This window comes from Paraoerskovia marina (assembly GCF_900105445.1).
In the GTDB taxonomy this organism is placed as follows: domain Bacteria; phylum Actinomycetota; class Actinomycetes; order Actinomycetales; family Cellulomonadaceae; genus Paraoerskovia; species Paraoerskovia marina.
Map to the genome: position 1 here is coordinate 85,445 of NZ_LT629776.1, position 14,629 is coordinate 100,073.

The 14,629-nt window shown below is 73.1% G+C and carries 13 protein-coding genes; 6 read left to right on the top strand and 7 right to left on the bottom strand.

Annotated features, from left to right (window positions below; all coding sequences use genetic code 11):
• Nucleotides 1-23: 23 nt before the first annotated feature.
• Complete coding sequence (locus BLU20_RS00395) at nucleotides 24-2,117, top strand: catalase (protein WP_083371149.1); 2,094 nt, start codon at nucleotides 24-26, stop codon at nucleotides 2,115-2,117.
• 31 nt (nucleotides 2,118-2,148) lie between these two features.
• On the opposite strand, the gene BLU20_RS14090 is transcribed toward BLU20_RS00395, so the two are convergent.
• Genes BLU20_RS14090 through BLU20_RS00415 form a run of 4 tightly spaced genes read right to left on the bottom strand, consistent with a single transcriptional unit; the run spans nucleotide 2,149 to nucleotide 6,636 of the window.
• On the bottom strand, nucleotides 2,149-3,468 hold the full coding sequence (locus tag BLU20_RS14090; protein ID WP_083371150.1) for a glycosyltransferase family A protein: 1,320 nt from the start codon (nucleotides 3,466-3,468) through the stop codon (nucleotides 2,149-2,151).
• Nucleotides 3,465-4,163, bottom strand: coding sequence for a glycosyltransferase (locus BLU20_RS00405; protein ID WP_231959240.1), 699 nt, complete (start codon nucleotides 4,161-4,163; stop codon nucleotides 3,465-3,467). The genes BLU20_RS14090 and BLU20_RS00405 overlap by 4 nt, the downstream gene beginning before the upstream one ends.
• Nucleotides 4,160-5,545, bottom strand: coding sequence for a PIG-L family deacetylase (locus BLU20_RS00410; RefSeq protein WP_083371151.1), 1,386 nt, complete (start codon nucleotides 5,543-5,545; stop codon nucleotides 4,160-4,162). The genes BLU20_RS00405 and BLU20_RS00410 overlap by 4 nt, the downstream gene beginning before the upstream one ends.
• Nucleotides 5,539-6,636: an acyl-CoA dehydrogenase family protein gene (locus BLU20_RS00415; RefSeq protein ID WP_231959241.1), complete on the bottom strand. Its 1,098-nt coding sequence runs from the start codon at nucleotides 6,634-6,636 to the stop codon at nucleotides 5,539-5,541. The genes BLU20_RS00410 and BLU20_RS00415 overlap by 7 nt, the downstream gene beginning before the upstream one ends.
• A gap of 176 nt (nucleotides 6,637-6,812) precedes the next feature.
• Between BLU20_RS00415 and BLU20_RS00420 the strand changes: the two genes are divergently transcribed.
• The gene (locus BLU20_RS00420; protein ID WP_083371153.1) at nucleotides 6,813-8,024 is read left to right on the top strand and encodes a zinc-dependent alcohol dehydrogenase; all 1,212 of its coding nucleotides are present in this window, start codon (nucleotides 6,813-6,815) and stop codon (nucleotides 8,022-8,024) included.
• A gap of 43 nt (nucleotides 8,025-8,067) precedes the next feature.
• On the opposite strand, the gene BLU20_RS00425 is transcribed toward BLU20_RS00420, so the two are convergent.
• Both BLU20_RS00425 and BLU20_RS00430 read right to left on the bottom strand, forming a co-directional pair.
• Nucleotides 8,068-8,322 carry a hypothetical protein gene (locus BLU20_RS00425; protein WP_231959242.1) on the bottom strand — a complete coding sequence of 85 codons (255 nt, stop codon included), beginning with the start codon at nucleotides 8,320-8,322 and terminating at the stop codon, nucleotides 8,068-8,070.
• Nucleotides 8,323-8,353: 31 nt separating this feature from the next.
• Nucleotides 8,354-9,370: a chymotrypsin family serine protease gene (locus tag BLU20_RS00430; RefSeq protein WP_083371154.1), complete on the bottom strand. Its 1,017-nt coding sequence runs from the start codon at nucleotides 9,368-9,370 to the stop codon at nucleotides 8,354-8,356.
• A gap of 188 nt (nucleotides 9,371-9,558) precedes the next feature.
• On the opposite strand from BLU20_RS00430, the gene BLU20_RS00435 reads away from it, so the two are divergent.
• The 4 genes from BLU20_RS00435 to BLU20_RS00450 are packed head-to-tail and all read left to right on the top strand — an operon-like array spanning nucleotide 9,559 to nucleotide 12,560.
• A complete protein-coding gene (locus BLU20_RS00435) occupies nucleotides 9,559-10,401 on the top strand; it encodes a DUF4397 domain-containing protein (protein ID WP_029251843.1) in 843 nt (280 codons plus the stop codon).
• A gap of 19 nt (nucleotides 10,402-10,420) precedes the next feature.
• A complete protein-coding gene (locus BLU20_RS00440; protein WP_083371155.1) occupies nucleotides 10,421-11,149 on the top strand; it encodes a class F sortase in 729 nt (242 codons plus the stop codon).
• Nucleotides 11,150-11,203: 54 nt separating this feature from the next.
• On the top strand, nucleotides 11,204-11,791 hold the full coding sequence (locus tag BLU20_RS00445) for an RNA polymerase sigma factor (RefSeq protein WP_029251841.1): 588 nt from the start codon (nucleotides 11,204-11,206) through the stop codon (nucleotides 11,789-11,791).
• Complete coding sequence (locus tag BLU20_RS00450) at nucleotides 11,775-12,560, top strand: anti-sigma factor (protein ID WP_083371156.1); 786 nt, start codon at nucleotides 11,775-11,777, stop codon at nucleotides 12,558-12,560. Before BLU20_RS00445 ends, BLU20_RS00450 begins: the two co-directional genes overlap by 17 nt.
• A gap of 235 nt (nucleotides 12,561-12,795) precedes the next feature.
• On the opposite strand, the gene BLU20_RS00455 is transcribed toward BLU20_RS00450, so the two are convergent.
• A complete protein-coding gene (locus BLU20_RS00455) occupies nucleotides 12,796-14,628 on the bottom strand; it encodes a carbohydrate-binding domain-containing protein (RefSeq protein WP_083371157.1) in 1,833 nt (610 codons plus the stop codon).
• Nucleotide 14,629: the final 1 nt, after the last annotated feature.

A 14,629-nucleotide genomic window follows, 5' to 3' on the forward strand; every position in this document is an offset into this window, starting at 1 on the left:
AACCCCTGAGAGCAGGAGGCATCATGACCGAGAACACCCCCCTCGACGCACGGTTCAGCCCGACCGGCGCCCCGCAGGAGCCCGGGGACGCGGCGACGCAGCAGGGCCGCAGGCTCACCACCGCACAAGGGCTTCGGGTGGACGAGACCGAGCACTCCCTGAAGGCAGGGCCTCGGGGCCCGTCGTTGCTCGAGGACCACCACCTGCGTGAGAAGATCACGCACTTCGACCACGAGAGGATCCCCGAGCGGGTCGTCCACGCGCGCGGAGCGGGTGCGTACGGGACCTTCCGCTCGTACGGGACGGCCGCGTCGGTGACCGCGGCCCGGTTCCTCGCCGAGGAGGGCAAGGAGACGCGGGTGTTCACCCGGTTCTCCACCGTGCTCGGCTCCCGTGGGTCGGCGGACACCGCCCGCGACGTCCGTGGGTTCGCGACCAAGTTCTACACCGACGAGGGCACGTTCGACCTCGTCGGCAACAACATGCCCGTGTTCTTCATCCAGGACGCGATCAAGTTCCCCGACCTCATCCATGCTGGCAAGCCCGAGCCGGACCGGGAGATCCCTCAGGCGCAGAGCGCGCACGACACCTTCTGGGACTTCGTCTCGCTGCACACCGAGGCCACGCACATGCTGATGTGGGCGATGTCTGACCGCGGTATCCCCCGCAGCTACCGCACGATGGAGGGGTTCGGCGTCCACACGTTCCGGCTCGAGGCCGCGGACGGCTCGACGTCGCTGGTGAAGTTCCACTGGAAGCCCGTGCTCGGGGTCCACTCCCTCGTGTGGGAGGAGGCCCAGCTGACCGGCGGCGCCGACCCGGACTTCCACCGGCGCGACCTTGCCGACGCGATCGCGGCCGGGGCGTACCCGGAGTGGGAGCTGGGGCTGCAGGTGATGCCCGACACCCCGGACGAGACGTTCGAGGGCATCGACCTGCTCGACCCGACCAAGATCGTTCCCGAGGAGCTCTGCCCGGTGCAGCCCGTCGGCCGCCTGACGTTGCACGCCGAGCCGACGAACTACTTCGCCGAGACCGAGCAGGTCGCGTTCCACGTGGCCAACCTCGTGCCCGGCATCCAGGTCACGAACGACCCGCTGATGCAGGGCCGTCTCTTCTCCTACCTCGACACGCAGATCACCCGGCTCGGGGGGCCCAACTTCGCACAGATCCCGGTCAACCGGCCGCACGCACCGGTCGACGACATGCAGCGCGACGGGATGCACCAGACCGCCGTCCACGAGGGCAGGGCGCCGTACCAGCCGAACAGCCTGGGCGGCGGCTGCCCGATCGCGTCGGGCGCAGCCGGGTACGTGCACGTCCCGACGCCGGTCGAGGGCCGCAAGGTGCGCGAGGCGCCGGCGTCGTTCGCCGACCACTACTCGCAGGCCACCCTGTTCTGGGCGTCCATGACACCGGTCGAGCAGGCGCACCTGGTCGGCGGCTTCACGTTCGAGCTCGGCAAGGTCGGCGAGGCCGCGGTCCGGGAACGGATGGTCGCCAACCTCGTCCGGGTGGACCGGGCGCTGGCCGAACGGGTGGCGGCGGGTCTGGGCATCGACATCACGGACATTCCTGAGGTCACCGAGGAAGGGTCGGGATCGAGCGCCGACGTCGCGACCTCACCGGCGCTGTCCCAGGTGCCGCAGGAGCCCGGCAGGATCGACGCGCGCGTGATCGGGGTCCTCGCCGACGACGGCGCGGACCTCGCCGGGATCGACACGCTGCGGCAGGCGCTCGCGGACCAGGGGGCGACGGCGGTGGTCGTCGCCCCGCACGGTGGGGAGATCAGCACGGGTGACGGGAGCACCGCGGTCGACAAGGCGTTGGTGACCACCCGCTCCGTCGAGTACGACGCCGTGGTCGTCGCCGGCGGGACGGCTGGGAGCGCCGTCGCGACCGACCCGGCGACGACGGTGCTCCTCGCGGAGGCCTTCCGGCACGGCAAGGCGATCGCCGCCTGGGGCGACGGTGCCGAGGTGCTGCGGTCGGCCGTCGACGCGGACGCGCCGGGGGTGATCGCCGGCAGCGGGGCCGGCGACGTCACGCACGACCTGGTCACCGCTCTGGGCATGCACCGCTCCTGGGAGCGCCTCGCCACGATCGCCGGGGTCTGACCCGGCAGGACCACGACGACGGGGCGCCCGGCTACGACGGCTGGGCGCCCCCGTCGCGCATCCACCGGTCGCGCCACCGAATCCAGGGTGGCGTGACCGCCCAGTTCACGCGCAGGGTGCGCCACGCCCTGTTCATCCGACGGCGCCGCTGGCTGCGGCCGCGCAACGACCGCACCGACACGCCAACGCGCCACGACGGGACGAGCGCGACCCGGCGCGAGGGGCCGAGCCGGAACGCCAGGTCGAGGTCGTCGTGCACCTCCGGGTCCCGGCGGACGACGTCGTGCCGGACGGCGGACCACGCCTCGCGCCGAAAGGCCATGCACGAGCCCCACAGGGCGGTGTGCCCGAGCGCGAGATGCCCGAGCACGTAGTACGTGCCGAGGTAGCCGAATGCGACGGCCGTCCGGGTGCCGCGCGGGGCGTCGTGAAACACCCCTGACCCCGTGACCGCCTCCAGGCCCGGGTCGGCGGCGAGGCGCCGGGCTGCCGTCGACACCCAGTCACGCCCGGGCCGTGAGTCGGCGTCGAGCCGGGCGATGACGTCCCCGCGGGCCGCGTCGTACCCGGCCGCCGCGGCAGCCGGGATCCCGACGGTCGTCTCGCACACGACCTCGGCACCCCACCGGCGTGCGACGTCGGCCGTGCCGTCGGACGAGGCGTTGTCGACGACGATCACCTCCACGGGCGCGAGGTCCTGCTGCGCCAGCAGGGCGAGGCACCGGTCGAGGGCCTCGGCGTCGTCACGGGCCGGGACGACCACCGAGATCGTCGGCAGCGCGGCGTCGGCCGTCGGCTCCGCACGCGCGCCGGGCGCGCGCACCGCCAGGACGACACCCGCGACCATCGACCCGAGCACCCCGACGGCCAGGTCGCCGAGCGTGTCGGTGTAGCCGACGCCGATCTCGTCGTCGAGGAGCAGGTGCCCGGCGCCCTCCCCCAGCTCCCAGAGGACCGCGGCCAGGGCACCGAGCGCCGTCGTCACGACGAGCGCGCCCACCCGGCTTCGCGGCCCGTCGGCCCGAGCGAGCAGGCGGTACGCCATCGCCGCGACCAGCCCGGTGCACACCAGGTGCACCGCCAGGTCCAGCCACGGGACCGCCCGGTACCACTCGAGCTGCGCCGCCCAGCCCGCGAACAGCAGGGACGTGCACCACGCGACGTCGAACGCCGTCCCCGCGCCGACGGCTCGCGGGACCATCACCGCACCGAGGACGAGCGCGAACAGTGCGACCGCGATCCCGTCCCACCGCACCGCCGCGACCACGACGCTGATCAGCGCGAGGAGGCGCACCGCGTCGCCGAGAACCAGGTGCTGCCACCATCCGCCGGCGGTGGTCGTCGACCTCATGAGGTCACGCTCCCCAGGTCCTCACGCAGGTACCGCGCATACCCGCCCGGCGTCCTCCCGACGAGACGGGCCGACGTCAGCACCGGTGCGTCGGCGGTCGCCACCACGCGCGCACCCGCCGCCCGAGCGGCGGCCACCAGGTCCACGTCCTCGTGCTCCACCATCGGCGCGTACCCACCGGCCGACCGGTAGACGTCGGCGCGGATCCCCAGGTTGGCGCCGTGGACGTGTCCCGTCGCCAGCCCCGGGACGAAGCGCCCGAGCCAGGCCCGGGCACGCTCGGGAGACAGGTCGTCCAACGGCGGACGCACGGGCCCGACGACGACGTCCGCGCCGCCGTCGGCCAGCGCCAGGTGGTGCGCCACCCACTCCCGGGGCACCACCGAGTCCGCGTCCGTCGACGCGATCCAGATCTCGTCGGACGCCGTCCCCACGAACCCGGCCAGCGCACGCTCCACGCCGACGGCACGAGCGAGGCCGACGGTGCGGGCCGCGAGGTCGACCCGGACGACACCCGGCGGGAGGAGGCGGGCGCTCGCGTCCGTGCACGCGTCGAGTGCGACGACGACGCTCGTCCGCAGACCGGTCCTCGCCTCCCGCGCGTGCTGCAGGGAGGCCTCGACGGCGGTCAGACAGTCCGCGAGCGTCGCCTCCTCGTCGTGCACCGGCACGACGACGGCCACCGCCGAGATCACAGCAGACCCTCCTGACGAGCGACCGAGTCCCCCGGCGGCGGCACGAGCACATCGAGCACGAAGTCCTCCTCCTCGTGACGCGCGATCGTCACCAGCCCCGAGAGGGTGAGCAGGGCGGCGTGCACCTCGTCGCCCGTCGTCGGGTACTCCGGGACCGGGTGCCGCCAGTGACAGGCCACCAGGACGCCGTCGTCCGTCAGACTGTCCACCGCCCGCCAGATGCCGAGCTCCAGGTCCCGAGCTCCCCAGTAGTAGCCGACCTCGGAGAGCACCACGAGGTCGAACCGCCCCGTCGGCCACTCGTGCGGGGTGCGGAACGTGCCGAGCTCGACGGCCGGGCCGAGCCGCCGTCGCGCCACCTCGAGGGGCGCCCGGGCGATGTCGATCCCGAGCACGCGGTCGCTGCGCCCGGCGAGCTCCGCGGTCAGCACACCGGTCGAGCAGCCGACCTCCAGCGTGCTCGCGAACCGCCTACGGGGCAGTGCGGCGAGCGTCAGTGCACGCTTGCGCTCCTCGTACCACCGCGTCTCGAAGCCCCACGGATCCGCACGGCCGGAGTAGAAGTCGTCGAAGAACTCCGCCGGAAGGCTCGGCGCACCGTCCCTGGCCGTGGTGCGGGTCCCGCCGTCGACGAAGATCTCGACGTCTCGCTCGAAGTGGGCGAGCATTCGCGCGTGCAGGACGGGCTCGTCCCCGGGCCGGTCCGACAACGGCTCGACCTGGGAGCGGTGGGACCGCAGCGCCCGCTGCTTGGCCGCCGTCTCCTGCGCCGTCAGGTGCAGGGCGACGACCCGGTCCCACGGCAACGGGTCGTCCTCACGCGGGTCGGCCCAGTGCCACGCCCAGACGGGGTACTCGAGCAGCCGCAGACGTGGGTCGTCGTCGACCAGGGCGGCCGCGACCTCCCCGAGGATCCGGTGGTCGCGGTGCCCGTCGCCGCGCCACGGGGCGCAGACGACCGTCGGACCGCGCGTCGCGGCGAGGATCGACCCGACGGAGGAGAGCAGCTCGTCCCGCTGCTCCCGCAGCTGCCCGTCCCCGAGACCGAGGAGGTGGACGGCGGCCGACGGCGCGGCGTGCGCGGTGGCCTCGACCAGCTCGAGCCGTCGCGCCGCGGCCAGCTCGGCTCGTGTGCGCACGGACGAGTCCGGGTGCGACCCCTCCCCCGCCGTCGCGACGACGACGCTCGTCCGGATGCCCTGCGCCTCGGCCCGGGCGAGCAGACCCGCCGCGCCGAGGGTCTCGTCGTCCGGGTGCGCCGCGAGCACGACCAGGTGCCGGATCTCGGGGCCGGGTTCCCACGAGGCGCCCCGCTCCCGGACGCCGGCCGCCTCCCAGACCGACTCGCCGGTCCCCGGGTCCCGGTGGTCGAAGCTCACCACGGCGCGGGTCCTGCGGCGAGGAGGTGTCGGCCGTGGCTCGCGTCGTCGCGCTCCGCGTGGTGCTGACGCAGATAGAGACGGAGGTCTGCGCACCGCCGCGCGTACCGTTCGACCGTGGTCATCGGCCCGGGACCCAGGGCCCTCTCGGTCCGGTCGAGGACGTTCTGCGCGGCCCGGGCGACGACCGCTCGCGCACGGCGCGCGGTCACGGCCGCCTCCGCCGTGGCCGACGCGTCGACCGACACCGCTGCATCCGCGAGCACGACCCGCGCCGCGTGGAGCTCCGCGTCGACGACGCCGACGTGGGCCAGGGCGATCTGGTCCGGTTCTCGGGCAGACAGCACCTGAGCCATCGACCGGGCGATGCCCACGGCGCCGCCCCACCAGCAGGCGGCGACCCCGATGCCGCCCCAGGCGAACCCGGGGCGTTCCAGATACCAGCCCGCCGCCCCGACGGGAGCTGCCGGGACGGCATCCATGTGCACCGGGGCGCTCACCACCTGGCTGAGCCCGCGCGGGACCCACGGCCCCGGCTCGGCCCGGACGCGTGCGTCTCGCAGGTCGACGGCGAACAGTCGTCTCCCGTCGTCGGTCCAGGCGGTGACGAGCGCGTGCGAGAGGTCGGCCGCGAGCGAGCACCACGGCTTGAGGCCCGTGAGGGTCCACGCGCCGGCGTCGTCCGTCGCGGCCGAGAGCCGTGCCCCGGGCCCCTCCGCCGCGAACACGCCCCACGTGCTGTCCGCGTCGGCGTCGACCGCCGACAGGTCGACCGCGATCCCCGCCTCCGACGCCTGGGCGAGGACTGCGAGCGCGTCCAGGTGGGGCTCGACCATCCGCGCGACTCCGACGTCGTCGGCGGACAGGCTCGCCAGCGTGCTCCACAGCTCGGCGGTGCGGCCTGCGCCCGGCAGCGGCGCCTCACGGCCCAGCTCCCGCGCCAGCCGGAGCGCCGCCGCGGGCTCGGCGTCGGCGACCGCCTCCGACCACCGCGGGGAGACTGGCCGGACCCTGACGTCACCCGCGACCTTCACCCACCGCGGGCCTGACGCAGCATCCGGCTCGCGCGGCGATTCCTGCCTCGTCGCACTCATCGCGTCCTCGTTCCTTGTTCCTCGGTGCAGGGGCGACCGCCCAGAGAGCGCTGAGTGTGACACCGGACGACGGCACTCGCACGGGACGGGCTGCCTGCGGTGATCGGCTGGCGAGTGGGCGGCGTCGTGCGCACTCTCGGTGCATCGACCGGGAACACCCACCCCACGGAGGAACCATGCACGCACTGACCTGGCAGGGCCACGAAGACGTTCGGGTCGAGGAGGTCCCGGACCCTACGCTGGTGGCGCCCACCGACGCGATCGTCCGCGTCACCTCGACCGCCGTCTGCGGGTCGGACCTGCACCTGTACAGCGTGCTCGGTGCGTTCATCGACCCCGGTGACGTCCTCGGTCACGAGCCGATGGGCATCGTCGAGGAGGTCGGGTCCGAGGTGACGGGGCTGCGTCCCGGCGACCGCGTCGTCGTCCCGTTCAACATCTCCTGCGGGACGTGCTGGATGTGCACCCGCGGCCTTCAGAGCCAGTGCGAGACCACGCAGACCCGGTCCCAGGGCACGGGGGCCGCGCTGCTCGGGTACACCAAGCTCTACGGGCAGGTCGCCGGCGGCCAGGCGGAGTACCTGCGCGTCCCGCAGGCGCAGTACGGCCCCGTGGTCGTCCCGGACGACGACGAACCGGACGAGCGCTATCTCTATCTCTCGGACGTCGTCCCGACGGCGTGGCAGGCGGTGGAGTACGCCGGCATCCCCACAGACGGCAGCGTGCTCGTCCTCGGTCTGGGACCGATCGGCCAGATGGCCGCCCGGATCGCCCGCCACCGCGGTGCGTCACGTGTGATCGCCGCAGACCGGGTGCCGGAACGTCTCGAGATGGCTCGTCGCCACGGGATCGAGACGCTCGACCTGCGCGACGTCGACGACGTGGCCGGTGCCGTCAGGGACCTGACGTCGGGCCGCGGCCCGGACGCCGTCATCGACGCCGTCGGGATGGAGGCGCACGGCGCACCCGTCGCCGGAGCTATACAGCGCGGCGCCGCACTGCTCCCCGACGTCCTGGCTCGCCCCGCGATCGAGAAGACGGGCATCGACCGGCTCGCTGCTCTGCGCACGGCGATCAGCTCGGTGCGGCGCGGCGGGACCGTCTCCGTGTCGGGTGTCTACGGCGGTGCGGTCGACCCGCTGCCGATGATGGAGATGTTCGACAAGCAGCTCAGCGTGCGGATGGGCCAGGCCAACGTCCGGCGGTGGATCGACGACGTGCTTCCCCTCGTCTCGGACCCGGCGGACCCGCTCGGAGTTCTCGATCTGCGGACGCATCGCATGTCTCTGCACGACGCTCCGCGGGCCTACGAGATGTTCCAGAAGAAGCAGGACGGCTGCGTCAAGGTCGTCCTCGATCCTTCGCTCGCTCCCGGGGACGGGGACTGATCGGGTCGGCGAACGAGCGTCCTCGTGCGAGGTCCGCCGACGGCTACTGGGCCTCGATCGTCCCCGTCAGCACGACCCGCACGTGGACGCCGTGCACCTCGTCGGGCACCCTCGCGGCGGCGGACTCGTCGGTCACGAGCACGCGGACGACGTAGGCGGTCGGTGGCGACTCCGCTGAGTCCGGCGCGATCCCGATCCCGCCGACGCCGTCGCAGCCGTCGAGCTCGCGGCGCAGCGCGGCCTTGGCCTCGCGTGCCTCGTCGAGCCCTGCCATCGGTGCCTCCGGCCTCGGGTTCACCGCGCCTCGCCGCTCGGCGGTCGCCTCGGGGTCACAGGGAGACGTCGAGCGCCTGGAGCACGGTGTCGATCGGGTTGACGTAGGTCAGCCCGGTCCCATTCTCTCCCCCGGTCTCGGACCCGGCAAAGAGCAGGCCGAGCGCGACGCCGTCCGACCGGTACACCAGCGATCCCGAGTCTCCTCCGCGGGAGAACGGCCCGGCACCCGTGGACTCGACCTCGATCTGGTCGTCGAACCGGAGGGCGCCGAGCCCCGGACCGTAGCCGACGACGACGTCGTCCAGCTCGATCGCGGTGACGCGTCCGGCCGCGACGCCGGTGGTCCGGCCGCTCTTGCCCACGGTCTCGCCGCCGAGGGCGACCGCGGTCGAGGTGATCGTCCCGACCGGGTACGTCGCGTCGACGTCGGCCTGGTCCAGACGTGCGATCGCGGCGTCGACGGTGGCGGTCGTCCCGGGCGCCAGGGGCGCGAAGTCGGCGAGCTCCCCCACGCGGTCCTCCGGTGCACCGCCGCCGTCGGCCGGGCCGGGCTGCACGACGACGTCCCCGACCTGCGCGGTGGGGTCGCCGACGAGCACGTGATAGTTGGACAGCGCGTAGACGGCTGGGTCGTCGACGCGCCGGACGAATGCTCCGAGCGTTCCGGCGGTCACGCGGACGTGAGCGATCGAGACGCCGGGGCGCAGCGGGCGGACGCGACCCGTCTCCCCGGCGGCCTGGGCCGTCACCACCGGCGGGCGCGGGCCGGTGCGCAGCGCCGTCACGCGCCCGGTCCGCCGCACGTCGGTCCCCGGACCGATCTCGGCGGCCAGGCGCCGGGCGATGCTGCGGACCTGCGGATACCCGAGCGGGTAGCGGACGGCGATGGCGTAGCGGCCGTCCCCGCGCGGCGCCAGCCCCAGCGCCAGGGACGGGACGGACCCGGGCCCGGGTGCGTCGTCGGACGGCGAGCCGCCGGACCGTGCCGTCACGGGAGCGGCGCGATCGACGAGATCACGGGCGTGGTCGACGAGCTGGAGCTTGGTGCGACGGGCTTCTTCATGGTCCATGCCGCCAGTGTGACGGGCGCCACCGACGCTCGCCGCCGGTCGCCCACAGGTGTGGATCAGCAGTCCCGGGAAAATTAGTTGAACCCGAGTGCATCCGATCGCCCCCCTCCGTCTGAACATCCCTGTGCAAGCACGTCACATGCAGTTCTCGTCCCTTCACGGACGAGGCCGGACACCTGGAGGACTTCATGCGCACGAACCGCACGGTCGCCGCCATCGGCACCGCCACACTCGCCCTCGGAGCCAGCACCGCGCTCGCTCTGCCCGCCAACGCCGCCGACGGGGACGCGATGCTCTCCGTCCTGCACGGCGTCCCCGACCTCACGGTCGACGTCTACGTCAACGGAGACCTCACCCTCGACGACTTCGAGCCCGGCGACCTCGCCGGACCGCTCGAGCTCGCCCCCGGCACCTACACCGTGGCGATCACGGCCTCGGACGCCGAGGACGACAGCGACCCGGCCATCGGGCCCGTCGACCTGCCGCTCGAGGCCGACATGAACTACACGGCCGTCGCACACCTCGACGCGGAGGGAACCCCGACGGCGTCGCTGTTCACCAACGACACCTCGGACATCGCCGCCGGCGAGGGCCGACTGACGGTCCGCCACGTCGCCGCAGCGCCCGCCGTCGACGTCCTCGCGGGCGACAGCCCCGTGATCGAGGGTCTCGAGAACCCCGACGAGCAGGTCCTGGACCTGCCGGCCGGCACCGTCTCCGCGTCGGTCGCCGCGGCCGGGACCACGGACCCGGTCATCGGCCCGGCAGACGTCGACGTCGCCGAGGGCGTCAACACGATCGCGTACGCCTGGGGCTCGCTCGACGACGACAACCTCGCGCTCGCCACGCAGACCGTCGAGGGCATGGACTCCGCGCCCTCGGGCGTCGACGCCGGCGAGACCGGTGCAGCGGCCGAGCAGGGCACGTTCGGCCCCGCAGCCGTCGGGATCCTCGGAGGATTCGTCCTCCTGCTGATCGGCGCCTCGTCCGTCATGCTGGTCCGCGCGGCCCGCGAGCACAACAACAGCTGAGAGAGGCATCCGGCTTCACATGCGTCACTCGACACCCGCGAAGGGCTCGGCCCGGCGTGCGACTCACCTCGCCGCCGTGGCCGGGCTCCTCGCCCTCCTCGCCCTTCTCGGGGTCATCGCCCTCGGGGAGGCGTACGCCGAAGGCCCGGGCTCCGGTGCGGGACCGGAGCCCGGGCCGACGGCTCGAGCGGAACCCGCGCCGTCGGACGGGACGACTCCTCCGCCGTCCGACGACGCGGCCGCGACCACCACGTCAGTCCCGGACGTCCCCGTCCGGGCAGCCACCCCCGAACCCGACGCCCCCGACCCGACGCGACTCGTCGTCGAAGGCCTCGACATCGACGTCCCCGTCGAGCCCGAGGGCGTCGACCCCGACGGCACGATGAGCCTGCCGGAGTCGGGCACCGTCGCCGGCTGGTACCAATACGGTGCAGCTCCGGGCGACGACACCGGCACCGTCGTCCTCGCCTCGCACGTCGACACCTACGACGACGGGCTGGGTGAGTTCGCCCGCCTCACCGACGCCGCCCCCGGCGACAGCGTCACCCTGACCGACACGGAGGGGAACACCTACAACTACACAGTGGAGACCGTGGAACAGACCGCGAAGGTGGACGTCCCCCTCGACGACCTCTTCGACCGCACCGGAGATCGTCGACTCGTGATGGTCACCTGCGGCGGACGGTGGGACGCGGACGTCGGGCACTACGAGGACAACGTCATCGTGACCGCCGTCCCGCAGAGCTAGCCCGATTACGGTACTTTTCCTATCAGCAAGGACAGCCGACCCGGAGGATCGCCCGTGACCGCAGCCGACGACGGTGCAGCCGTCGCGACCGCGGACGCCGATGCCCGCATCGCACGGGCCTTCGCCAGCGGTTCCGAGACCGGCCTCGCCGACGCCTACCGGCGCTGGTCAGCACTCGTCCACACCGTCGCGCTCCGGTCGCTCGGCGACCGGACCGACGCGGAGGACGTCACGCAGCAGGTCTTCGTCGCCGCATGGCGGTCGCGCGACCGGTACGACGTCGACCGCGCCAAGCTCTCGACCTGGCTGCTCGGCATCGCACGGCACAAGATCGCCGACGTCCATGCCGCCCGGAGCAGGGTGATCAAGCAGGAGCACGCCGCCGAGGCCACCGCTCCGAACCCTGTGGGAGAGAGCGACCCGGTCGGCGGCCCCGCCGTGGACCGGATCCTGGTGGCGGACGAGCTGGAGAACCTCGGCGACCCGGGGCGGACGATTCTCCGACTCGCGTTCTACCGCGACCTCACGCACACACAGATCGCCGAGGAGCTGTCGTTGCCCCTCGGCACCGTCAAGAGCCACGTCAGGCGTAGCCTCGCTCGCCTGCGCACACGATTGGAGGTGGATGGTGCAGCACGTTGACCCGGAGACCCTCGCGCTCCTGGCGCTGGGCGAGAACGACGCCGCGGCGCCCGACGAGCACGACCACCTCCGCTCGTGCCACGAGTGTCAGGCAGAGCTCGCCGCCCTCGGCGACGCAGCCGCCGTCGGCCGCAGCCTGACCGACGAGGACCGCCTCGTCGCGCCGCCCGCAAGCGTCTGGGAGGGCGTGCGTGCCGAGCTGGGACTCGGCGAAGAAGACGACGCTGGGGCTGAGGCCGAGGCTGGAACAGAAGCCGGGGTCGAGGACGAGGACTCCGAGAAGCCCGCCGCGACCGTCACCGACCTCGGCGAGCGCCGACGACGCCGATACTCCGCGGGATGGATCGCCGCAGCGGCCAGCGTCGCGCTCGTCGTCGGGGTCGGCGGCGGCGTGCTCTGGGAGCGGCGCGATCTCGAGAAGCCCGCCGGGACGACGACGGTCGCCAGCGCCACCCTCGACGCGCTGCCCGACTGGGACGGCGCCACCGGGGCCGCACAGCTCGAGGAGTCCGAGGACGGCCGCCGGCAGGTGGTCGTCAGCATGGACGCGCCGGCGAGCGACGACGGCTACCACGAGGTCTGGCTCATCGCCGACGACCTCAGCGGGCTCGTCAGCCTCGGCGTGCTCGAGGGCGACGAGGGGACGTTCGACATCCCCGAGGGACTGGACGTGGGCGACTACCCGCTCGTCGACGTCTCCGAGGAGCACTTCGACGGCGACCCCTCGCACTCGGGCGACTCAATCGTCCGCGGCGGTCTGCAGATCTGACGACAACGCCGGTCGAGCCTGACGAGACCAGCGCACGACGACGCCGGTCGAGCTTGTCGAGACCACGACACGACAACGCCGGTCGAGCTTGTCGAGACCACGAGGGGTCTCGACAAGCTCGACCGGCGTTTCAGCGCGACCGGCGGACTGGTCTCGACAAGCTCGACCGGCGGACTGGCTCGACCGGCGGACTGGTCTCGACAAGCTCGACCAGCGAGTGGGCTCGAGCGGCAGGTCAGACCTGCGGCATCTCGCCGCCCGGCGCACCGCCACCGGGCATCTCGCCGGGGCCACCCGCGCCGCCGGTCGCCTCGCCCTCCTCGTAGTCGCCGGCGGTCGCGGTCGCGACCTCGGTGCCGTCGACCACCAGGGTCACCTCGTCGCCCTCTGTGAGGTCGTCGCCCGACCAGACGACGGACTGGAAGTCCCGCGTCGCGTCGAAGGTGGCGAGCACCGTCCCGTCCGAGGCGACGAGCTCCGCCGTGGACCCGGAGGCCTGCGCCGCGTCCAGGAGGAAGAAGACGGAGACCTGCTCGGAGTCGAGGTCGGGCGCGCTCGCCATGCCGGAGCTGCCGTAGGCGAGCAGGTCACCGCCGGAGATCGTGAACGTGCCGTTGGCGTCCATGGGGGCCTCGCCGTCCGTCGTCGGTCCGGCGACGACGATCTCGCCGCCCTGGATGTCGATCGACCCGTTCGAGTCGAGCCCGTCGCCCTCGGCGTCCACGAGGATCGTGCCCCCGGTGACGATGAAGCTGAAGTCACCGACCTCCTCGGTGCCGTACCCTCCGCCGCTGCCGTCGGCACGGGCCTGCTGCTCGACGGCGTCGTCGGCCGTGAGGGCCGCGTTGATCGCGTCGTCGGTCGACGTCAGGTCGATGTCCCCGTCGGCGATCAGGATGTCCGAGCCCTCGAGCCCCTCGTAGGAGGCCGTCACGGTGACGTTGCCGCCCTCGAGGTTGAGGTTCCCGTCGGCGTGGACACCGTCGTCGCCGGAGGCGACGGTCACGTCTCCACCCGGCACGGCCACGAGGCCGTCCGAGTGCAGCGCGTCGTCGGCGGCGTCGACGGTCACGGTCCCGGACCCGATGACCAGGGCGATCCCGGCCTTCACGCCCTTGGCGGAGGCGTCGTCGGCCACGGTCTCCTCGTGCCCGCCTCCGGCGACGACGGTGACCGTCGCCCCGTCGACGAGGGCGTCCTGCGCGGCGTCGATCCCGTCGGCGCCCGCGGTCACGTCCACGGTGCCGCCCGCGAGGTACACGTAGCCACGGTCGGCGTCGTCCTCGTTGTCGGCCTTGAGCCCGTCGCCGCCCGCGGTGACCGTGAGCGTGCCGTCGAGGACGACCAGCTGGTCCTTGCCGCGCACGCCGTCGTCGACCGCCGTCACGGTGATATCGCCGGAGTCGATGACGAGGCCGTCCTTGCTCGTGATGCCGTCGTTCGCGTTGCCCTCGACCGTCAGCGCACCGGTGCCGGTGATCCCGAGGTCCGCCGTCGAGTAGATCGCGGCGTTCGGCGCGTCCTCGCCGGTGTCGGCGTAGCTCTCCGCGTCGGCCACGTGGTTATCGGACCCGTCCGCGAGCTCGATCACGACGTCGTCGGCCTCCTCGACCGAGATCGCCGAGCCCGTCGACGAGGTGATGTCGGCGTCGTCCAGGATCAGACGGACCTGGGCGTCCTCGGGCGCCGCCACGACGATCTGTCCGTCGTCGAGCGTGCCGGAGATCCGATAGGCGCCCTCCTGCGTGATGGTGACGGTCGAGCCGTCGACCTCGACGCCCTCGGCGTCCGAGGACGCGGTGCCGCCGTCGAGAGTGATGTCGACGACCTCCGCGTCGGCCGCGGCGTCGGTGTCACCGACGTCCTCGTTGTCGGCCATGATCTCCTCGACGGTGGCGTCACCGTCGTACGAGGCGCTGTCGTCGGAGTCCGAGGAGACCTCGTCCCCCGAGGCGGTCGACCCCGTCGAGACGTCGTCGGTCGCCGACTCGTCGGTCGCTGCGCAGCCGGTCAGGACCAGGCCGAGCGTCGCCGTCGAGGCGATCAGGAAGAGGGGTGTGCGTCGCATG

Excerpts from the sequence above, each read along its gene's own strand:
- BLU20_RS00395 (WP_083371149.1), top strand. The coding sequence starts at position 24 with ATGACCGAGAACACCCCCCTCGACGCACGGTTCAGCCCGACCGGCGCC.
- BLU20_RS14090 (WP_083371150.1), bottom strand. The coding sequence starts at position 3,468 with ATGAGGTCGACGACCACCGCCGGCGGATGGTGGCAGCACCTGGTTCTC.
- BLU20_RS00415 (WP_231959241.1), bottom strand. The coding sequence starts at position 6,636 with ATGAGTGCGACGAGGCAGGAATCGCCGCGCGAGCCGGATGCTGCGTCA.
- BLU20_RS00420 (WP_083371153.1), top strand. The coding sequence starts at position 6,813 with ATGCACGCACTGACCTGGCAGGGCCACGAAGACGTTCGGGTCGAGGAG.
- BLU20_RS00430 (WP_083371154.1), bottom strand. The coding sequence starts at position 9,370 with ATGGACCATGAAGAAGCCCGTCGCACCAAGCTCCAGCTCGTCGACCAC.
- BLU20_RS00435 (WP_029251843.1), top strand. The coding sequence starts at position 9,559 with ATGCGCACGAACCGCACGGTCGCCGCCATCGGCACCGCCACACTCGCC.
- BLU20_RS00440 (WP_083371155.1), top strand. The coding sequence starts at position 10,421 with ATGCGTCACTCGACACCCGCGAAGGGCTCGGCCCGGCGTGCGACTCAC.
- BLU20_RS00450 (WP_083371156.1), top strand. The coding sequence starts at position 11,775 with ATGGTGCAGCACGTTGACCCGGAGACCCTCGCGCTCCTGGCGCTGGGC.
- BLU20_RS00455 (WP_083371157.1), bottom strand. The coding sequence starts at position 14,628 with ATGCGACGCACACCCCTCTTCCTGATCGCCTCGACGGCGACGCTCGGC.